Raw genomic sequence first — 18849 nt, 5'->3', positions numbered from 1 at the left:
TTCATCCCTTTGGCCGCCTTGCGGATGCCGCAAATTGATCAGCATCGTCTGACCAGCGCTTTTCATTGTTTCAAGGGTTCCGGTGCGCCAGATCGTACCCAGCGAGTGGAAGAAGCGGTTCCGGCATTTTCTGCTGGACCTCGACGCGCGGATCGATTCCTCGCTGTTCAATTCCGCCGTCGGCCTGCGTGAATTGTGGGAGCGCTACTCCACCTTCATGGACCGCTTCTATGTCGGCCGCTGGAAACGCTGGGTCATCATCGAACCGCTTTCCGAAGGCGCAACCATCGGTCTGGCCGGCATGGTTCTCATGCTGGCGCTGGCGATCCCCGCCTTTCGCGAAACCGCCGATGACGACTGGCTGAAGAAATCCGATCTCGCGGTGACGTTCCTCGATCGCTACGGCAACCCCATCGGCAGCCGCGGCATCAAGCACAACGACTCGATTCCGCTCGAGGACTTTCCTGACAACCTGATCAAGGCGACGCTCGCCACCGAGGATCGCCGTTTCTACGATCACTTCGGCATCGATATCGCAGGCACCGCGCGTGCCCTCGTGACCAACGCGCAGGCCGGCGGCGTGCGTCAGGGCGGCTCCTCGATCACCCAGCAGCTCGCCAAGAACCTGTTCCTCAACAACGAACGCACCATCGAGCGCAAGGTGAAAGAGGCATTCCTCGCCATCTGGCTGGAAACGCGCCTCACCAAGAACGAAATTCTCAAGCTCTATCTCGACCGCGCCTACATGGGCGGCGGCACGTTCGGCGTCGATGGCGCGGCGCATTTCTATTTCAACAAGTCTGCGCGCGACGTGAACCTCGCAGAAGCGGCGATGCTGGCCGGCCTGTTCAAGGCGCCAACCAAGTACGCACCGCACATCAACCTGCCCGCAGCCCGTGCCCGCGCCAACGTCGTGCTCGACAATCTCGTGGACGCAGGCTTCATGACCGAAGGTCAGGTGTTCGGCGCCCGCCGCAACCCCGCCAACGCGGTCGACCGCCGCGACGAGAATTCGCCGAACTACTATCTCGACTATGCCTTCGACGAGATGCGCAAGCTCGTCCAGACCTTCCCGAAGTCCTACACCGAGCGCGTGTTCGTGGTCCGCACCGCAATCGACATGAATGTGCAGCACGCAGCCGAAGAAACCGTCGAGAACCAGTTGCGGCAGTTCGGCCGCGACTATCATGCGACGCAGGCCGCCGTGGTGCTGGCCGATCTCGACGGCGGCGTCCGCGCCATGGTCGGCGGGCGCGACTACGGGGCCAGCCAGTTCAACCGCGCGGTCGATGCGATGCGCCAGCCCGGCTCGTCGTTCAAGCCCTATGTCTACGCCACCGCGCTGATGAACGGCTTCACGCCGAAATCCATCGTGGTCGACGGGCCGGTCTGCATCGGCAACTGGTGTCCGCAGAACTACGGCCGCTCCTACTCCGGCTCTGTGACGCTGACACAGGCGATCACACGCTCGATCAACGTCGTTCCGGTCAAGCTGTCGATCGCCATGGGCGGCAAGGCCGGCCCCCGTGCGGGACGCGCCAAGATTGTCGAGACCGCACGCAAGATGGGCATCACTGCTCCCCTGATCGACACGCCGTCGCTGCCGATCGGCTCGACGGAAGTGAGCGTGGTCGAACACGCCGTCGCCTACGCCACCTTCCCCAATAAGGGCCGCGCGGTGAAGCCGCATGCGGTGCTGGAAGTGCGCACCGGCGCGGGCGATCTGGTCTGGCGCTGGGACCGTGACGGCAAGAAGCCGGTGCAGGCGATCCCGGCCTCCGTCGCCGCCGACATGGCCGAGATGATGAGCCATGTGGTCGACGAAGGCACCGCGCGCCGCGCGCGGCTCGATGGCATCCCGGCCGCCGGCAAGACCGGCACAACCAACGCATTCAGGGACGCATGGTTTGTCGGCTATACCGGCAACTTCACCATGGCCGTGTGGTACGGCAACGACGATTACTCATCCACCAACCGCATGACCGGCGGCTCGCTTCCAGCCCAGACATGGCACGACATCATGGTGGTCGCGCATCAGGGCGTCGAGATCAGGGACATTCCGGGCATCGGTCCCGGCAAACGGCTGTCGCCGGACGCGCACACAGCAGCCAATGCCAATGCGCGAGCGCCCGACGTCAACGCCGGTCCGCCGCCGATCCTGACACGGCGCGGCGCCGGCATTCTCGTGCGCGTCGAAAAGCTGTTCGACGACGCCGCGAAGACCGTCACGCCGCCGGGCAAGACATCATCGAACAACACCGGAAAGCCTGCATCGCCCGCCAGCGTTGCCTTTCCCGACAGTTTTGCGGCGGCCACTTCGGAAACGCCGGCAGCGCCTCCGCCGTCGCGGAAGAACTGACCGCCCCATGAGAACGCTCCTGCCGTGCGGCTGATCCTCATCACCCTTGTCACGCTGATCATCGCGACCACCGTCGGCCTTGGCACGACGTGGATGACGGCGACGCGCGGCGTCAATGTGGGGACGATCAAGATCGGTCCTTGGACCGCGCGTCCGAGAACCGGAACGAGCGATATCGACCCCTATTCGCGCGCCTCGGTGGCGCGCAGCGGCGAACTGCCGGTCGGCACCGGCGATGGCGTGATGTTCACGACGGCCACGGACGACACTGGACGCAAACTCGATGGACGCTGCGATGTCGTGGTGAAGGGTGTTACGCCCGCGGCCCGGTTCTGGACCCTGACGATTTACGATCTCAAGGGCCGCCTCGTCGCCAATTCGCTGCAGCGCTATGGCTTCACGAGTCAGGAAATCGTCCGCGCATCGGACGGCAGCTTCGAGCTTCGCCTGACATCGCGCTCGCGCGCCGGAAACTGGCTGCCGACCGGCGGCCTCGACCGCTACATGCTGGCGCTGCGGCTCTACGATACGCCTGTGGGCGTCGGCACACGCACGCAGAAGGATGCGCCGATGCCTTCGATCGTGACGGTGGGCTGCCCATGATCCGCTGGCTGTTCGCAATCGTCGGCGGCGTGCTCCTTGGCGGGGTCGTGCATCTGGTCAGCGTGCTTGTGCTTCCGCGCGTCGCGACCCTCGACGCCTATTCGCGCCTTGCCCCGATCACCAAACTGAATGCAGTCACCGCCCTGCCCGCGGCGGAGCCCGGCAACGCGCCGATGCCTTTCATGGATCCCGCGTTCGCGAGCGCCGCCTGCCGCTACGATCTGTCGAACGGCCCGATCAAGCTGACCGTTCCGGTCAGTCAGTCCTACACATCGGTGTCGTTCTACACGCGCAACGATGTCGCCTACTACGCGATCAACGATCGCTCCGCCGGACGGCGCGTAATCGAACTCGATCTGATGACGACTGCTCAGCACGCCGAACTGCCGGAAGATGAAGACGTCACCTCCGCCGACCGGCTGATCATCGACTCGCCAACAACAACAGGACTGATCCTCCTGAAGGCGCTCGCCGCCGAACCGGGCCTGATGCCGCAGGCACAGGCGTCGCTCGCCGCCGCCAACTGCCGCGTCCAGACCGACACGCCGCAGGCGAAGCGGTAAGCCTCCAAACGCCGCCCGCAAAATTGCGAGCGGCGGGGCCGATACGGCTCACTTCAGATGCGGCCAGACTTCCAGCGCGCCGCGATAAATCATTTCGCCCGCGACATAGAGAATGACGGCAAGGCCGACATAGGCGATCCAGCGATGCTTCTGCAGCAGCTTCGCAATGAATGACGCCGCGATGCCCATCAGCGCAATCGACAGCGCAAGCCCGAACACCAGAACGACCGGATGCTCGCGGGCGGCGCCCGCGACCGCCAGTACGTTGTCCAGCGACATCGAGACGTCGGCGATCACGATCTGCCAGGTGGCCTGCGCCAGCGTCTTGGTCGGAACGCCTGATGCCTCCCCATCAGACGGCACGGCATGTTCGTCATGCCCAGCGCTCAGTTCGCGCCACATCTTCCAGCACACCCAGAGCAGCAGAATGCCGCCGGCCAGCAGCAGGCCCACGATCGCGAGTAACTGTGTGGTCAATGCCGCAAAGACAATACGAAGCAGCGTCGCGGCGCCGACGCCGATCAGAATGGCCTTGGCACGCTGCTCTTTCGGCAGACCAGCCGCGGCAAGACCGATGACAATCGCATTGTCACCGGCGAGAACAAGGTCAATCAGAATGACCTGAACGAGTGCAGTCAGTGCTTCGGGGGTGATGAGTTCAAACATGAGCCGGGCTTCCCTTTGATGTGGAAAGAGCGGCCTCTGTCTCAGGCGAATGCGTCACGTCGCGAGACGAGTCTTTCGCCGACCTGTTTCAGGTCAGCACAGGACACGGCCGGACGTTGCCGCACATCTAAAAAGGGGCCACTCCAAATGAATTCCAGTCCGACATCGCAGCTTGAACGCTGCCAGAGGGGCCCGGCCTGGTCGTTGTATTCCGGATATCTCCTTACCTATCGTGACAAACTACTGATCGTGACGAGGGCGCTCGAACAGATGCTCGAACAATTGTGCGACCTGTTCCGGTTCACCCATCACTGACGCCGCGCAGCCGGTGATGACAAGACCGCCGGCAACATCCCAGAGATTGAGAGTCTCCGTGTTCTTTTTGGATCTGACCGAAAAGGCCATGATCGCGGCCAGCGCCGCCGTTCCGAAGAACAGCACGCTGAGTGCAGGCAGGACCAGATGCGTTTCAAGCGTATGGACGATAAAAAACGCAGGCACTGCAACGGCAAGAGTCAGCGCGATCAGCGACCCGAAGTTTCTGCCGAACAGACACATTCTGGCGATTGGGGAACCTGTCATTCCATCCCCCATCTCATCCCGCGACAAATCACAACCGTTCGGAAAACAAAACAGCCGATCGGGAACCGAGACAACGCGACCCTGCGCCGCGTGTCGCAACGTCGCGTGACGGAAGGTCGCAGAATGAAAGGATGGAACCGGAAAAATTACCCGCCGACGCGGAGCGCGCGGCCGACCACCGGCGTCGCCTTGATCCACGCATCCGCAGCACGCTGGGATAGTCCGACGATCAGACGGTCGGCATCAGCCGCCATGGCGTCGGGGGCGTGTATCACCAGCCGGTCCAGCGCCCATCTATAGGATGCGACGCGCTGCTGCAGACACAGTTGCACCCATTGAACCACCAGGACGTTCTCACGCATCCGCGCTTGCGCATCGGCATACTCGCGCGGCGAGAGTTCGGAGACGATCCCCAGCGCCTTGTTGCGTTTGATGTCGAGATCGTTGACCTGCATCGCGATGGGAATGAACTGATCGAGCATCACCCCGTCGTTGCGGATGTCCTCGATCAATCCGCCGTATGCCGCAGCCTGCGAGCGGTGCGGCTCGTCGATCATGCGCCGGCCATACAGCGTATGGTCGAAGACCGCCTTCTGGCTCCATGGCGCCGGAATTTTCTTGTAATCGCCGAACACTGCCTTCCAAGCCGGATGCGAATGCGGCGGCTCGATGAAGTAATAGGCGAGATCGCGCAACGAGCGCTCAAGATCGGTCAGCGCAAATTGTGATGGCCGGCCGCCCATGCTCGCGGTCGCCTCCGCGCCGACCCACTTGTGCATGTCCTCGTGATAGAACGTTTCGCGGGTGCGGCCGAAATCATCGCTCGGACAAGCAAGGCTGGCGACGAATGGCAGGATGTAAAGCGGATTGCACATCGCGGTCCGGTGTTTCTGCGTTGCCGTCCGGCTTGTCATGCCGGACAAAACTGACTGCCGTCAGGAACGCGCCCGGCGCTTGCGGCGACGGCCCGGAGCCGTTCCCTCGCCCGGCCCGATCCCATCGCTGCTCTCGTCGGCGTAGCGCTCGATCCGGATGGCGGGGAGGATCAGGATGGTTGCCGTTCCCTCGCGCGGGGGCACGTTCAAGTCCAACCCTGCGCGGCGCGCCGCGGCATCGGCCGGAAATTCAACGATGGTGCCCATGTTCGATCTCTCCTGGCCGCCCGGCTTTCCCCCAAGGATCGGCGGCGCACGGTCATTAAGAGTGAGCATGGTTAATGGCTTGTTAACAGCCGCCGGATAACGTTGGAACACGATGCAACGCGCGTATCCGGCATGACCAATCTCCCGATGTTTCAAGGCTTCGATGGCCTGATGACGCTGTCCCGGCGCGAGGGGGTCGACATTCGCCCGACGCTGCTCCGTGTACTGACGGATCTCTATGTCCAGACCCCGAACCATACCCGCGACGAAGAGCGGCAGTTCGGAGAACTCGCGTCCCGTCTGATCGACGAGGTGGATGACGCCACGCGCGCCGCCGTGCGCGCCCGCCTTGCGATCTATCCAAATACGCCGCGCGAAATTGCCTGGAAACTTCAACTGACGCGGCGAACCGAAGAGCAGTCCCGGCCTGAGGAGACGTTCGAGCTTGATCCGGCGGCCGACCTGGAGATCGTCTCGGAGCCGGAGGCCTCGAGTGCCCCCGCGATCCCCTCGCCCATCATGTCGATGCAGCCGGACGACGCGGCAAAGCTGATCGAGATGTTTCTCGGCGCGGACAAAATACATCGGGCCCAGATGCTGCGCGGCCTGACCGCGACGCCACTGAAGCCATCGACGCCGGTCGATCCCAAGCGCGCTGCCCGCGCGGTCGCCACTCTGGAACAGGCGGCCCTTGCCGCCGACACCGGCGGCTTTGTCGCCGAACTCGCGGATTCGCTGATTCTCACATCGAAGGTTGCGTCCCAGGTCGTCAACGAGGCAGGCGGCGAACCGCTCGCCTGCGCGCTCAAGGCCCTCGGCATGCCGGGCGAGTCCTATCAGCGGGTGCTGCTGTTCCTGAATCCCGCGCTGGGCGCCTCGGTGATGGACGTCTACCGGCTGGCACGGCTATATGAAGTCATCGATCTGCGGACGGCTCTGATCATGCTGGCCGCGTGGCGTGGCTCTGCGCTGGCCGTCACCCGCGCAAAATATCGTCCCGCGCTTTACGACGACGAGCGCCAGCGCGCCCGCCATGTGCCAGCGCAGTCGCGGCCCGTGGTTCAGCCGGGCACACAACTGCCGGCACGCGACAGATCGCGCGGCTAGGCTTTTGCCAGATCGAGGAAGTGCCGCCCTGCCCGGTCCTCGATCTCGACAATCCAGACGTCCGGATCGAAATTGATTTCCTTGGCAAGTCTTGCCTCGATGGCCGCTTCGTCCACGGCCTGCGGTGGCGACTGGATGAACACGCGCTCCACCGGCCTGCTGTCATCGTAAGCGGATTGTGGCGCAGGCACGAACAGCAGCGCCGTGCCATCCATCAGTGCGATTTTCACGAACACCGCCCCCGCCTCCTCGGCACCGCGCCGCCGGACGGCGCCGAACATGCCTTCGACCTGACACCGCCGCAGATAGCCTGCAACCCAGATGGATGATTTCAGACGCGACATCAAGCTGAACCGATCAGACGCACGGAGAGACCAAGGAAGGAGAACGAACGGAATCGAGACCGCCATGTTCGCGGCACTGCTCCATATCCTACCCTACATCCTCGGCGCAGCGCTGTGTCTTTTCGTGCTGGCTGGATTTTGGCGCGGGTTGACCCTGCCCCCGCACAAGGAGGGGCATCGTCCGCGCCAATCGATTCACTGGTGGTATGGGCCGCGCGATTAAGCTGCTTACTCGAGCGGGCGGCCCGTCAGAACCGTCAGGCCGTGAATCAGGCGATCCGACAACTGGCCCGTGACCGGCATCTTGCGGTCACGCTCGAATTTCTGGATCGCAGCCTGGGTGTCGGTTCCAATCACACCGGTCGGCTTGAGCTGACCGTAGCCGAACTCTGTCAGCGCGCGCTGAACCGCCGCGATGCGCCGTTGCGAGGCGATCAAATCGCCAACCGGGTCGGTTTTCGCGGCATGGACAGGCGCCGGAGGCCTGGGCGCGACCGACGTCATCGCCTGCTTTACGGGTTCAGACGGCTTATCGGCCACGCGCGGCTCGGCCTCCGCCGGACGCACGCGCGGCAACGGCGCCGGCGACGGGGCCAGCGCGGCAGGCAATGAAGACACCGCCGCGGTCGCGAACATCGGGGACGGATGGCGGCCCGCCTGCAGGAACATCGCATTGGTGGCGATGGCGATCACAGCAGCGAGCGCAGCGGTTGCCGCGAGCGTATCCTTCGGGCTGTGCAGCAGCACGCGCATGATCAATCCGCGTTCCGACTCCGGCTCGGCTTCGACCGCAACAGCGGCCGCACGGCGGCGGCGGCGTGGCTTCTCATCGTCGTCTGCGATCTGTCTAGGCACTTTTCTTCACCTGATAGTCTTGAGGTTCGGCGCGCGGCGGCGCAAGGGTCGTGATGTTGCTGGGCTTCTCGGCAGGCGGTGTGAACACCATCGGCAACGCAACCGTCACGGTGGTGCCGACGTCGATCTCACTCTCGACGCTCATCTCGCCGCCATGCATCGCAACGAGGCTCTTGACGATGGAGAGGCCAAGCCCAGTGCCTTCGTGGCGGCGCTGATAGGTCTTTCCGGCCTGGAAGAACGGATCGCCGATCCGCTTCAGGTCGTCCGCACCGATGCCGACGCCACTGTCGATCACGCGCACCACGAGGCGCGATCCCTCGACCGCGCCGGTCACGGTGACCGCGCCGCCGCGTTCGGAGAACTTGATCGCGTTGGATAGCAAATTCAGGATCATCTGCTTGAAGGCGCGCGGATCGCCCGTGATCTGTGGCAGATCGGCCGGCGCGCGCGTGACCAGATCAATGCCGTTCTCGCGCGCTTTCAGCACCATCAGGTTGCAGCAGCCGATCAGGGACTCGCGCGGCGAAAACAGCTCCGGCACGATCTCGAAGTTGCCACTTTCCATCTTCGACATGTCGAGGATGCCGTTGACCACCGACAACAGATGCAGACCGGATTCGTTGATCAGCTTGGCGTATTCCTGACGACGCGCCGCGTCGATCATCATTTCGTTTTCACGAACGATCATTTCCGAGAAGCCGATAATGGCGTTCAGCGGCGTGCGCAGTTCGTGGCTCATGGTGGCCAGGAAGCGCGACTTCGACGCACCTGCCCGTTCCGCCTCCATATGCGCAGCTTCAAGCGCCTGCTCCTGAATCTTGCGCTCGGTGACATCGCGCATGACGGAGACCACCTCGACACCGGGATCGGCCATGGAGCGGGACACCGCGTCAATCGGGCGGCACCGCATTTCGATCCAGATGAAGTCTGCCGTCTGCGTGCGCTCCTGAATATCCCGCCGGACGCGGAATTCGACGCTGCGCTCGTCACCGCTGCGTGCGGCCTCGGAGAGAGCCGTCAGATAGGCCGGACGATCTGCGACATGAACGCGGTCGAACAGCCCGTGCTCCAGCAATAGCGCCGCCGGCGTTCCCAGCAAGGCCTCGGCCGCAGGCGAGATGAAGCGGATCGCGCCGTTGCGGCTGTGCCGCGAGATCACATCGCTGATGTTATGGGCAAGGAGACGGTAACGCTCCTCCTCGACCGTCAGCAGGGTCCGGCTCATCTGCGCCAGTGATTCCGCACTGAAAGCCAGCGCCGATGCATAGATCGTCGCGGTGGCAATTCCCAGCGCCTCGAACAGCGAGCCGTAGGCCGCCGGAATCCGCGATGCCGGCAACACGCCAAAAGCCTCGATCATCACAAGTCCGAGCGCACAGCCCAGCGCCAGCACCACCGCGATGGCGACCGCGCGACGCGAAGCAGAGAGCGCCGCATCGAGCGGAACGGCCACGAGCCAGATCGCCGCGAATGACGAAATGCCGCCGGTATTGATGCAGACCGCCATCACCACGGCGGCAAGCGCCATCGACGACAGGATATGCGCGCGCTCGTAGTGACCGGTGCGAGACAGATAATAGGAGATGAGGATGGGCGCGATCAGCCACGCGAACACCATCACCTCGACTTCCTGCGGCGCACCGCGCAGCGCAAGATAAAGAGGAAGTGTCGCGAGCGCGGCAAGGCCACCCAGCAGCCGCGGGGCAATGAAGGCGCGGTGACGGGCCTTGGTCATCAGATCCCGCCGCGCTGATGGATGCAGCAGCGAGTCCAGATGATCGCGTATGATACCGGACAATCTCACGTTGTTCTCACCGTTCGGCCGGTCATCGTTTCGACAGCCGGAACGCCCCCGTTTTTGTTCGCCGGATCGTGTCAGAGCGAACTTAAGCGAACGCTAAGGCGCCGGACCGATTGCGAACGACACGGGCTGAATGCGCCATTTCAAGACAAATCCGCGTTTTCATTCGGCCCGAATGGTGAACACGAAGTTTCCGCCGCCCGGCGCCATGGTTTCAAAATCGTGCATGCGCGGCGAGCGCATGCCGGCTCATTGACGGCGTATCAATTGAAAATTTACGCCAAATCAAACCATTCAAATTTTACACAGCGTGCGAACCGGGGATTTATCCGTGTCTGATACGACAGGCGATGATTGCGAGATCAATCGCAACGGGGCGGAGCGCTTCATTCCGGTGAAGCAACTCCGGTGAAGCGATCGACGGGGTGTGTGATGTTCTTCCTTCTTCGCATGGCATTCTGGCTCGGGCTTGTGCTCGTGTTGCTGCCGACCGACAAGTCGCCCGATCAGGACAAGGGTCCGCAGATCGGCGCGTCGGAAGCCATTTCGGCTGCGACGGCGGCCGTATCGGACATGAGCCAGTTCTGCACCCGGCAGCCGGCAGCCTGCACCGTGGGCGGACAGGCCGCGACCGTGATCGGCGAGCGCGCGCAGTCCGGTGCCCGCAAGGTTTATCAGTTCATTACCGACAAGGCCGAGAAGAACGAAAAGAAGGCGCCGGAGCCCACGGAAAAAACCGCGAAGAAGACACCGGATCATACCGGCTCCATCGGCGCGCCGGATGACCGCGAGTCTGCTGATACGGATACCGTGATCTTCGCACGGCAGACCCTCACGCCGGACGATCTCGCCATCGAATGGCAGGCGCCGGTGTCTGTGCCGTAGGCTGTTCCGGCCGGTTTTTCCTGCCGAACTGACCGGAACTTATGGCTATCGAGGGCCCCCGTTCTCATATATGGCTCGTGCCCACAATCTGACACGAGCTCGCGGACTCTCATGACCATCGACGACATCCGGGATAATTTTGAACTGCTCGACGAGTGGGACGACCGCTACCGCTATGTCATCGAACTTGGCCGCACGCTGGCGCCGATGTCCGAGGCCGAGCATTCCGCGCAGAACAAGGTGTCGGGCTGCGCCAGCCAGGTCTGGCTGTCGCGCGAGATCGACCGCGGTGGCGGCGAACCGGTGCTGAACTTCAAAGGCGACAGCGACGCACATATCGTGCGCGGCCTGATCGCGATCCTGCTCACCATCCAGTCCGGCAAGACAGCACAGCAGATTCTCGACACCGATCCGATCGCGATCTTCGACGAACTCGGGTTTCGCGAGCACCTGACGCCGCAGCGTTCCAACGGCCTGCGCTCCATGGTGGAGCGGATCAGGAACGACGCGCGCGAAACGCTGGCGCAGGCCAACTGATCTACGGCGTGAAGTTCGCATCGTCGGCGAGCCATGTTCTGATCCTGGCGCCGCTGCCTTTGGTGTCGCCGCGCAATCCGTAATGACGCGCCAGCCGGTCGAGCGCCAATTGCAGGACAACCTTCGCCGAACGGGACGGCCAGCCACGCTCGCGTTCCACCTCTTCCAGACCGCGCAAAAAGCAGCATACATCGAGCAGCAGCCCTGAAAATTCAGGGCCGCAGGCCTCCAGTGCAAGGCGAACGCGCTGACGCGACGCAATGATGAGGTCCGTCATCTCGCCGGCGCCGCCGCCCGTGCCCTTCGTTCCCGCAACGCCCGTCCAGTTCGACGTCACACGCGGCGTCATGTGAGCGCGCGTGAAGTCGGCGCGCAGACGCTCGCCCGCGATGAACTGGTCGGGCCCGATCATGGCGCGGCCGTCGCGGCCCTTGCGGCGCGCGAGCCACACCAGCGGGCTTTCGCTGTCGTTGACCAGAACCTGTGCCACGCCGGACTCGGTCATGAGGTTCTGCATCGTCAGGTCGAAATGCTGCGCGCGAAACCGGTCAATCGCGTCGCCGCGATCGGCCGGCTGAGGCGTTTTGGCAGAGTTCGCTGGACGGCGCTGACGCTTCATCGCGCGCCTCCACAAGTGCTCGGAGAGCCGCCTTGCGGTGGGAAGGAAAGTGCGAAAGCAGGCAGGCCATCGTTGCGCATTGTCACCTCACTAGGAATACATACCTAGATTCGAGGCGCGGCGCAACGGTGAATGTGGAATTATTCCTAGACTCTCGCAAGCCGTTTCAGCGCACTATTTGCGGCGGCGGCGCTGCTGGCCAAGACCCATCTTCTTGGCGAGTTGGGAGCGGGCGACGGCATAGTTCGGCGCCACCATGGGGTAATCAGCCGGAAGGCCCCACTTCTCGCGGTATTGCTCCGGACTCATGTTGTACTGGGTCCGCAGGTGCCGCTTGAGCGACTTGAAGCGCTTTCCGTCTTCAAGGCAGACCAGATAGTCCGACGTCATCGACTTCTTCACCGATACGGCGGGCTTGGCCGGCTCGGGCGGTGCCTCGGCCGCGCCGCTCGACACCCGCACCAGCGCGGCATGGATCTGGCTGATCAGAGCCGGGATTTCCGAAGCGGTGGTCGGATTGTTGCTGACATAGGCCGAGACGATCGACGCGGTCAGATCGACAAATCCCTTGGGACCGGACTCGCTCATGATGGTGTCTTTCCGGATGCAGCTTCAATTAAAACCGGCACGCTCCAAGCAAAGAACGGCCTCGCGGCAGAGTCGCTGCCGTCTATACTTGCGACTATGAAATATATATTGCCAGCCTGACAAGACGAACCGGCAGGTCAGCACACCATTTAACGAAACGGCCCGCCGGAATCCGGATCAGTTGCGCTGGTCCAGATGCGCGCGCAGTTCGTCGATGGACGCAAACCGCACCATGCCCTCGGGCATCTGCGCCTCGATGGAGCCATCGGAGTACAGCGAATAGGCCATCGAATCGACCACGCCGGACTTCACGATCGTCACCGACGAGGTGTCGGCACGGCGCGGCAGCGGAAACCGCTCGCGGGCGGGTTCAGTTGCGTCTTCGGCAACAGGCGGGGTTCGTTCACCGGGCGCCTCGCGCCGTGGCTCGTGCCGCGGTCTGCTGGGCTGCGGCCAGGCCCGGTCGAATGGATCGGATGCCGAAGTCTCAGTCCCGCCGCGAGGCGGCTCTTCGGTCACGGGAGCGGTACCGGACAAGGCATCATCTGCTGGCCCATCCTCGCGCGGCTGAAGATCGCGGCTCTTGTCGCGCCGGGACGATGAAAACATGATGTTGCGGCGCTGGCGCGGTGCGGGTTCAGGCTGCGGCGCATCGAACGGTTCGGCGGATGGCGCTGCCGGACGGCCGCGCGTGACCGGATGGTCTTCCCAGGCCGGCGGCTCCGTCGGGCGATCGTGCGTATCCCTGGCCCCGAAATCATCCTCATCGCGCGGCGCGTCAGCGGGCTGGTCGCGGGTAAAGAGCGTATCTTCCCTCGGCGGCCGCGGACGGGAAACCGGCTGCGGCTCCGGTGGCATTCGCGGCGGACGAACGGCAGCAGGTGCGGCCTCGGCTTCGGCCATTGGATCACGGGACAAAGGCTCGCGAGACGACAAAGGCTCACGAGGCAGAGATTCGCGCGGCAGGACCGCCGGCGATGGCGCGGGTAGCCCGGCCTCGAGCCGCCGCGTCAGAGCCCGAATCTCCCGGCCGAGGGCATAGAGGCCAATCAGCAGCAAGCCTGCGCAAGACACCCCGGATCCCGCCAGGATCATCGTGCTGCCAAGGCTGAATTCCTTGATCGGGATGCCAAAAACGACCGTCAAAAGGCCGATGCAGAGGACGACCGTTCCGCCGATCAACAGCGCAATCATTGCAAGCTCCAGACCCGCGCAAGTAGAAGCGGACTCAACGAGGTGAGTTCCATAATAGTTTCAAGTTGAAGCATTACCAATCGGTAATTGCCGATGGCCTTAAGATGGCCGCGCCGCTCAGGCGCCATTCACATTCGGTCGGCTAGAAGGAATACGGCGCGGAGATAATTTTACCTTGCCCTAATGTTGCATCGCAATTTGGGAAAATGCGCCACAATTGGCGATTACCTGAACACCGAACTGGTATACAAGTTCCCGGGACCGCCTGCCCGGAATGCAGCAGCAGGCCGGGGAACGCCGGATTCAATAGCTGACATGTCATCCATCACAACATCGGCGCTGGACACGTCTGCCGGGCGCTCGGTCGAGCGAGCCTGTGACGATCTTGCGCTCGCCGTGCTCGCGGTCGTCTCGGTCATCGCGGGCCTGACGTTCAAGGACTATGGCCTCGGCTGGGACGACTACACGCACGCCGAATATGCCGACCTTCTGCTGAAAATGTTCGGCAGCGGCTTCACCGACACCGGCGCGCTGTCGTTCGCCAATCTTTACATGTATGGCGGCGGCTTCGACATGGCCGCGGCGCTGCTGCACAAGATTGTCCCGCTGGACCTGTTCGCGACACGGCGCCTGCTCGGCGCCATCGTCGGCGTGATCGGCATCGCGGTGACATGGCGGCTGGCGCGGCGCGTCGGTGGTCCGGTCGCAGGCGTCGCGGCAACGGTGCTGCTTGCCCTGTGTCCGATCTTCTACGGGCACATGTTCATGAATCCGAAGGATGCCCCCTTCGCCGTGGCGATGATCATCCTGATGCTGGGCCTGGTGCGGCTGGCACAGGAATATCCATCGCCGAAACCGCACACGATTCTGATCATCGGCATCGGCGCGGGACTTTCGGTCGGTTCGCGCATTCTCGGCGGGCTGGCGCTGGTTTATGCCGCGATCGGTTTTCTGCCGCTCTGGATTTCCGACATCCGCGCCCACGGCCTGCGCGAAACCGTCCGCCGCCTCGGCCATGTCGTCTACGTGCTGCTGCCCGGCGTGTTGCTCGGCTATGTCATCATGGGTCTGGTCTGGCCATGGTCGATCATTGATCCGGCCAATCCGTTCCATGCGCTGACCTACTTCTCGCATTTCTTCGAGAAGCCATGGAAGGAACTGTTCGACGGCGCCATCGTGTCGGTGCCCGATATGCCGTGGTCATACCTGCCGACGCTGTTCGCGCTGCAGCTTCCGGAAGTCCTTCTGGGCCTGCTCGCCGCGGGCGTTGCCGGCACGCTCGTTGCAGTCGTACGCCCCGATGTCGATGCACGGCGCAAAACCATTTTGCTGATGCTGGTGCTGGCCGCGATGCTTCCGCTGATCATCGCGATGGTGAAGCGCCCTGCCCTCTACAACGGCATCCGCCATTTCATATTCGTCATTCCGCCGATGGCCGTTCTGGCCGGCGTCGCTTTCGCGAAGATCACCGGCTGGCTGCAACGGCACGGACGTCCCGCACAGGCCGCCTTCGCCGCGATATTCGTGCTCGGGCTGACGCTGCCGCTTAATGAAATGATCCGGCTGCATCCCTATCAGTACACGCACTTCAATCACATCGCCGGAACCGTTCGTGGCGCCGACGACCGCTACATGCTCGACTACTGGGGCCTTGCGCTGAAGCAGGCCTCCGAAGGGCTGCGGGAGGAACTCGACGCGCGGCAGGAGTCAGCGCCGAGAAACCGCAAGTGGCGGGTCGCGGTCTGCGGCCCGCAACGCCCGGCGCAGGTCGCGCTCGGCCCGGATTTCGTGATCGGATGGGACAGTCACGCCGCCGACTTCGCAATGACCCTCGGCGAATTCTACTGCAAGGGCCTCAATGCACCCGTTGTCGTCGAAATCAAGCGTGACGACGTGGTGTACGCCCGGGTCTACGACATCCGCGGCAAGAGCATCGCCAGCCTGCTCGCCATTCCCGCGCCCTGATCCATCGCTGGCTGCCGCTCGACACATGCCGCCCCTGCGGAGGCCGCATGTTGCGGCGGCACGGCCACGGGTCTAGGCTCCCGCCACAAAATAATTGCGGGAGAAAACGCCATGTCACCGGCCGAAGCACGTCTTAAGGAAGTTCAGTCCACAATGGTCCCCGGCGAATGGGAGCAGCGCGTCAATCTCGCGGCCTGCTATCGCCTCGTCGCCCTCTATGGCTGGGACGACCTTGTCGACACCCACATCTCGGCCCGCGTTCCCGGCGGCGAACATCACTTCCTCATCAATCCCTACGGTTTGATGTTCGACGAGATCACCGCATCGAGCCTTGTGAAGATTGATCTCGACGGCAACCAGTTGAGCGAGAGCGAATACAGCATCAACCCGGCGGGCTTCACGATCCACTCCGCCATTCATGAAGTCCGCGAGGATGCGGGCTGCGTGCTTCACCTTCACACCCCAGACGGCACTGCGGTCGCAAGCTGCATGGAGGGCCTGCTGCCGCTGAACCAGACCGCGCAGCTTGTCACCGGCGACCTCGCCTATCATGATTATGAAGGCATCGCCCTCGATCACGATGAGCGCCCGCGCATCCAGAAGGACCTCGGCACCAAGAACCATCTCCTGCTGCGCAATCACGGAACACTGACTGTCGGACGCTCTGTCGCCTCGGCGTTCGAGCGCATGTATCATCTCGAGCGCGCCTGCACGATGCAGGTCCGCACCCGTATGCTCGGGCCGACCGCCTATCCGGTCGAGAAGCTCGTGATCGAGAAGAACGAGAAGCTGGTGAGCGATCCGGATCGCTCGGACATGCGTTCGACCAGGCTGGTCTGGCCGCCGCTGCTGCGCAAGCTCGACCGGCTCGATCCCAGCTACAAGACTTGACAGGATCGGCTCCGGACATAGATTTCATCCGTCAGCCTCTACACTGACAAAAGAGTACAAACGCCGCCCAATCCCGGGCGGCGTTTTTGCTTTCAGCAGTTTCCTGCCGATTGCTTCTGATTGCATCGTCCGGATCAATGATTTGCTAAGGCGCACCCCTTACGGCTGGCAGAATTGCCGCCTGCGTTCTGGAAATCCGGCTCATGAACACGTTCGACATTGTTGTGTCCGTGGTCGCAATCGTCGCGATGATCACCGGATTCAGAACGGGGCTCATCCGCAGCATGGCGACTATCCTGGGCTATATCAGCGCGGCTCCGCTGGCCGTAGCGGGGACGTCGCTGATCGCCCCCATCATCGCAGGTCAAACGGCGCCGACCGCCACGCAAAACTCTGTGGCCTTTTTTGCGCTCTTCCTCGGCGCAGGCCTTGTTCTCGGATATCTGCTTCGCCTGTCGGTCGATGAAATCGTCGGCCCGGTTCGGAGTATGCCGGACCGCATTACGGGCTCGATCCTCGGCCTTGTGCGAACGGCCCTGATCGCAGTCACAATCGTGCTCGTGTTCGACCGCATCATTCCGCCGGGGCGAGATCCGGCCTACCTCATGGGATCCAAGCTGCGTCCGCTGCTGTCGCAGGCCGGCCAGCGCGGACTGAAATCATTGCCGCCCGAGACAACGGCCTATATCGACCACCTGAGACGCGGCCAGCGCAGCTAGCGCGGCGCATCCGCGAACGCCGCAAGAATGCGCGCCCACGAGCGGATGCCCTTGTGGAAGCTCTTGAGATCATATTTCTCGTTCGGCGAATGGATGTTGTCGTCCTCGAGCCCGAACCCGATCAGCACCGTATCGAGACCGAGCGTTTTCTTGAAATCAGCGACAATCGGAATCGAGGCTCCGGAGCCGATCAGGAGCGCGTCCTTGCCCCATTCATCGGTCAGCGCACGCTTCGCCGCCGCCAGCGGCTTCATGCCCCAATCCAGCGCGATGGCCGGCGCGCCGGCGTGGTCGATGAACTCCGCCGTGCAGTCAGCCGGCAGACGCGAAGTGACAAAATCGCGGAACGCCTTGCGGATCCTTTCAGGGTCCTGCCCCTCCACCAGACGGAACGACACCTTGGCCGAGGCTTCCGCAGGGATCACGGTCTTGGAGCCTTCGCCGGTATAACCGCCGACAATGCCGTTGATGTCGCAGGTCGGACGCGACGACACCTGCTCGATCAGCAGCCGGTCCTTTTCACCGGCAGGCACTGAAAGTCCGATCGGCTTCAGGAAGGTTTCGGGAGATAGATTGAGTCCCTTCCACTGCGCCAGAATATCCGGCGGCAGATCCTTCACACCGTCATAGAAGCCGGGAATGGTGATCCGGCCGTTGTCGTCGTGAATGCTGCCGAGAATGCGCGTCAGCACGCGGATCGGGTTCTGCGCGCCGCCGCCGAAAATGCCGGAATGCAGGTCGCGGTTCGCCGCCTTTATCCTCACCTCGTCGTAGACGAGGCCGCGCAGCGAAGTGGTGATCGCCGGTGTGTTCTGGTCCCACATGCCGGTGTCGCAGACCAGCACAAAATCAGCGGCGAGGTCTTTCTTGTTCTTGTCGAGGAACGGACCGAAATTCTTCGAGCCGATCTCCTCCTCGCCCTCGATCAGGATCGTGACGTTGAGCGGCAACGATCCGGTGACGTTCTTCCAGGCACGGCAAGCCTCGACAAAAGTCATCAACTGGCCCTTGTCGTCTTCCGCCCCGCGCGCAACGATGATCTTGCGGCCGTCGGCATGGTCGGTGACGATCGGCTCGAACGGCGGACGGTGCCACAGATCGAGCGGGTCCACCGGCTGCACGTCGTAGTGACCGTAAAACAGCACATGCGCGCCGGCCTTGCCGTTGCTCTTGCCGACAATCGCCGGATGTCCCGCGGTCGGGCGCACCTCGGCCGTAAATCCGATGGAGGCGATGTCTGCCGCCAGATGATCCGCGGCCTTCCTGCAATCCTCGGTGAAAGCCGGATCGGCCGAGATCGACTTGATCCGAAGCAGCGTGAACAGCCGTTCGAGGCTCTTGTCGAAGTCCTTGTCGATGCGGTCGAGAACGGCGGCGAGTTGGGGCGTAGCGGACATATCGTATTCCTCGAATAGATGGCGTGCGC

Annotated in this window: 20 protein-coding genes; 9 read left to right on the top strand and 11 right to left on the bottom strand. The window is 63.1% G+C overall.

Annotated features, from left to right (window positions below):
• The first annotated feature begins 82 nt into the window (after positions 1 to 82).
• Genes HMPREF9696_RS01635 through HMPREF9696_RS01625 form a run of 3 tightly spaced genes read left to right on the top strand, consistent with a single transcriptional unit; the run spans position 83 to position 3525 of the window.
• Positions 83 to 2359 carry a transglycosylase domain-containing protein gene (locus HMPREF9696_RS01635; protein ID WP_002711197.1) on the top strand — a complete coding sequence of 759 codons (2277 nt, stop codon included), beginning with the start codon at positions 83 to 85 and terminating at the stop codon, positions 2357 to 2359.
• A 24-nt stretch (positions 2360 to 2383) separates the two neighbouring features.
• A complete protein-coding gene (locus tag HMPREF9696_RS01630) occupies positions 2384 to 2962 on the top strand; it encodes a DUF1214 domain-containing protein (RefSeq protein WP_002711196.1) in 579 nt (192 codons plus the stop codon).
• Positions 2959 to 3525, top strand: coding sequence for a DUF1254 domain-containing protein (locus HMPREF9696_RS01625; protein ID WP_002711195.1), 567 nt, complete (start codon positions 2959 to 2961; stop codon positions 3523 to 3525). Before HMPREF9696_RS01630 ends, HMPREF9696_RS01625 begins: the two co-directional genes overlap by 4 nt.
• Positions 3526 to 3573: 48 nt before the next feature.
• Here the strand turns inward: HMPREF9696_RS01625 and HMPREF9696_RS01620 are convergent, their stop codons facing one another.
• The 4 genes from HMPREF9696_RS01620 to HMPREF9696_RS01605 form a co-directional block, all read right to left on the bottom strand.
• On the bottom strand, positions 3574 to 4191 hold the full coding sequence (locus HMPREF9696_RS01620; protein WP_002711194.1) for a TerC family protein: 618 nt from the start codon (positions 4189 to 4191) through the stop codon (positions 3574 to 3576).
• Between the two features lie 240 nt (positions 4192 to 4431).
• Positions 4432 to 4773 carry a hypothetical protein gene (locus HMPREF9696_RS01615; RefSeq protein WP_002711192.1) on the bottom strand — a complete coding sequence of 114 codons (342 nt, stop codon included), beginning with the start codon at positions 4771 to 4773 and terminating at the stop codon, positions 4432 to 4434.
• 146 nt (positions 4774 to 4919) lie between these two features.
• Positions 4920 to 5648, bottom strand: a complete 729-nt coding sequence (locus HMPREF9696_RS01610) for a hypothetical protein (RefSeq protein WP_002711191.1) — start codon at positions 5646 to 5648, stop codon at positions 4920 to 4922.
• A 60-nt stretch (positions 5649 to 5708) separates the two neighbouring features.
• Entirely contained in the window at positions 5709 to 5915 is a 207-nt protein-coding gene (locus HMPREF9696_RS01605; RefSeq protein ID WP_002711190.1) for a hypothetical protein, read from the bottom strand.
• A gap of 132 nt (positions 5916 to 6047) precedes the next feature.
• Here HMPREF9696_RS01605 and HMPREF9696_RS01600 point away from each other — a divergent pair, with 132 nt between their 5' ends.
• Complete coding sequence (locus HMPREF9696_RS01600; protein ID WP_040301073.1) at positions 6048 to 7022, top strand: DUF2336 domain-containing protein; 975 nt, start codon at positions 6048 to 6050, stop codon at positions 7020 to 7022.
• Here the strand turns inward: HMPREF9696_RS01600 and HMPREF9696_RS01595 are convergent.
• From HMPREF9696_RS01595 to HMPREF9696_RS01585, 3 genes are all read right to left on the bottom strand, one after another.
• On the bottom strand, positions 7019 to 7366 hold the full coding sequence (locus tag HMPREF9696_RS01595) for a DUF1491 family protein (RefSeq protein WP_009735850.1): 348 nt from the start codon (positions 7364 to 7366) through the stop codon (positions 7019 to 7021). The two genes, HMPREF9696_RS01600 and HMPREF9696_RS01595, sit on opposite strands and share 4 nt — an antisense overlap.
• 228 nt (positions 7367 to 7594) lie before the next feature.
• Positions 7595 to 8221 (bottom strand): peptidoglycan-binding domain-containing protein, encoded by a 627-nt coding sequence (locus HMPREF9696_RS01590; protein WP_002711186.1) that lies wholly within the window; start codon positions 8219 to 8221, stop codon positions 7595 to 7597.
• On the bottom strand, positions 8214 to 10028 hold the full coding sequence (locus HMPREF9696_RS01585; RefSeq protein WP_040301071.1) for a PAS domain-containing sensor histidine kinase: 1815 nt from the start codon (positions 10026 to 10028) through the stop codon (positions 8214 to 8216). Before HMPREF9696_RS01585 ends, HMPREF9696_RS01590 begins: the two co-directional genes overlap by 8 nt.
• A 429-nt stretch (positions 10029 to 10457) precedes the next feature.
• Between HMPREF9696_RS01585 and HMPREF9696_RS01580 the strand changes: the two genes are divergently transcribed.
• Both HMPREF9696_RS01580 and HMPREF9696_RS01575 read left to right on the top strand, forming a co-directional pair.
• Positions 10458 to 10910 carry a DUF5330 domain-containing protein gene (locus HMPREF9696_RS01580; protein WP_002711184.1) on the top strand — a complete coding sequence of 151 codons (453 nt, stop codon included), beginning with the start codon at positions 10458 to 10460 and terminating at the stop codon, positions 10908 to 10910.
• Between the two features lie 111 nt (positions 10911 to 11021).
• Complete coding sequence (locus HMPREF9696_RS01575) at positions 11022 to 11447, top strand: SufE family protein (protein ID WP_002711183.1); 426 nt, start codon at positions 11022 to 11024, stop codon at positions 11445 to 11447.
• 1 nt (position 11448) lies between these two features.
• Here the strand turns inward: HMPREF9696_RS01575 and HMPREF9696_RS01570 are convergent, their stop codons facing one another.
• The 3 genes from HMPREF9696_RS01570 to HMPREF9696_RS01560 form a co-directional block, all read right to left on the bottom strand.
• Positions 11449 to 12066: a DUF6456 domain-containing protein gene (locus HMPREF9696_RS01570; protein ID WP_002711182.1), complete on the bottom strand. Its 618-nt coding sequence runs from the start codon at positions 12064 to 12066 to the stop codon at positions 11449 to 11451.
• Between the two features lie 174 nt (positions 12067 to 12240).
• Complete coding sequence (locus HMPREF9696_RS01565) at positions 12241 to 12654, bottom strand: Ros/MucR family transcriptional regulator (protein WP_002711181.1); 414 nt, start codon at positions 12652 to 12654, stop codon at positions 12241 to 12243.
• A gap of 177 nt (positions 12655 to 12831) precedes the next feature.
• Positions 12832 to 13557: a hypothetical protein gene (locus tag HMPREF9696_RS01560; RefSeq protein WP_245259183.1), complete on the bottom strand. Its 726-nt coding sequence runs from the start codon at positions 13555 to 13557 to the stop codon at positions 12832 to 12834.
• A 606-nt stretch (positions 13558 to 14163) separates the two neighbouring features.
• Here HMPREF9696_RS01560 and HMPREF9696_RS01555 point away from each other — a divergent pair.
• The 3 genes from HMPREF9696_RS01555 to HMPREF9696_RS01545 all read left to right on the top strand — a co-directional run bounded on the left by HMPREF9696_RS01555 (position 14164) and on the right by HMPREF9696_RS01545 (position 17423).
• Positions 14164 to 15813 (top strand): ArnT family glycosyltransferase, encoded by a 1650-nt coding sequence (locus HMPREF9696_RS01555; RefSeq protein ID WP_040301068.1) that lies wholly within the window; start codon positions 14164 to 14166, stop codon positions 15811 to 15813.
• A 111-nt stretch (positions 15814 to 15924) separates the two neighbouring features.
• Positions 15925 to 16704: a class II aldolase/adducin family protein gene (locus tag HMPREF9696_RS01550; protein WP_002711178.1), complete on the top strand. Its 780-nt coding sequence runs from the start codon at positions 15925 to 15927 to the stop codon at positions 16702 to 16704.
• A gap of 203 nt (positions 16705 to 16907) precedes the next feature.
• On the top strand, positions 16908 to 17423 hold the full coding sequence (locus tag HMPREF9696_RS01545; protein ID WP_002711177.1) for a CvpA family protein: 516 nt from the start codon (positions 16908 to 16910) through the stop codon (positions 17421 to 17423).
• Here the strand turns inward: HMPREF9696_RS01545 and HMPREF9696_RS01540 are convergent.
• Positions 17420 to 18820 (bottom strand): M20/M25/M40 family metallo-hydrolase, encoded by a 1401-nt coding sequence (locus HMPREF9696_RS01540; protein ID WP_002711176.1) that lies wholly within the window; start codon positions 18818 to 18820, stop codon positions 17420 to 17422. The two genes, HMPREF9696_RS01545 and HMPREF9696_RS01540, sit on opposite strands and share 4 nt — an antisense overlap.
• Positions 18821 to 18849 lie beyond the last annotated feature (29 nt).

The organism is Afipia clevelandensis ATCC 49720 (assembly GCF_000336555.1).
Taxonomy (GTDB): Bacteria; Pseudomonadota; Alphaproteobacteria; order Rhizobiales; family Xanthobacteraceae; genus Afipia; species Afipia clevelandensis.
This window is presented reverse-complemented; position numbering and strand designations above follow the sequence as displayed.

Coding starts and splice junctions, on each gene's coding strand:
- HMPREF9696_RS01625 (WP_002711195.1), top strand. CDS start 2,959: ATGATCCGCTGGCTGTTCGCAATCGTCGGCGGCGTGCTCCTTGGCGGG.
- HMPREF9696_RS01620 (WP_002711194.1), bottom strand. CDS start 4,191: ATGTTTGAACTCATCACCCCCGAAGCACTGACTGCACTCGTTCAGGTC.
- HMPREF9696_RS01615 (WP_002711192.1), bottom strand. CDS start 4,773: ATGACAGGTTCCCCAATCGCCAGAATGTGTCTGTTCGGCAGAAACTTC.
- HMPREF9696_RS01610 (WP_002711191.1), bottom strand. CDS start 5,648: ATGTGCAATCCGCTTTACATCCTGCCATTCGTCGCCAGCCTTGCTTGT.
- HMPREF9696_RS01605 (WP_002711190.1), bottom strand. CDS start 5,915: ATGGGCACCATCGTTGAATTTCCGGCCGATGCCGCGGCGCGCCGCGCA.
- HMPREF9696_RS01600 (WP_040301073.1), top strand. CDS start 6,048: ATGACCAATCTCCCGATGTTTCAAGGCTTCGATGGCCTGATGACGCTG.
- HMPREF9696_RS01595 (WP_009735850.1), bottom strand. CDS start 7,366: ATGTCGCGTCTGAAATCATCCATCTGGGTTGCAGGCTATCTGCGGCGG.
- HMPREF9696_RS01580 (WP_002711184.1), top strand. CDS start 10,458: ATGTTCTTCCTTCTTCGCATGGCATTCTGGCTCGGGCTTGTGCTCGTG.
- HMPREF9696_RS01575 (WP_002711183.1), top strand. CDS start 11,022: ATGACCATCGACGACATCCGGGATAATTTTGAACTGCTCGACGAGTGG.
- HMPREF9696_RS01570 (WP_002711182.1), bottom strand. CDS start 12,066: ATGAAGCGTCAGCGCCGTCCAGCGAACTCTGCCAAAACGCCTCAGCCG.
- HMPREF9696_RS01565 (WP_002711181.1), bottom strand. CDS start 12,654: ATGAGCGAGTCCGGTCCCAAGGGATTTGTCGATCTGACCGCGTCGATC.
- HMPREF9696_RS01560 (WP_245259183.1), bottom strand. CDS start 13,557: ATGGCCGAAGCCGAGGCCGCACCTGCTGCCGTTCGTCCGCCGCGAATG.
- HMPREF9696_RS01555 (WP_040301068.1), top strand. CDS start 14,164: ATGTCATCCATCACAACATCGGCGCTGGACACGTCTGCCGGGCGCTCG.
- HMPREF9696_RS01550 (WP_002711178.1), top strand. CDS start 15,925: ATGTCACCGGCCGAAGCACGTCTTAAGGAAGTTCAGTCCACAATGGTC.
- HMPREF9696_RS01545 (WP_002711177.1), top strand. CDS start 16,908: ATGAACACGTTCGACATTGTTGTGTCCGTGGTCGCAATCGTCGCGATG.
- HMPREF9696_RS01540 (WP_002711176.1), bottom strand. CDS start 18,820: ATGTCCGCTACGCCCCAACTCGCCGCCGTTCTCGACCGCATCGACAAG.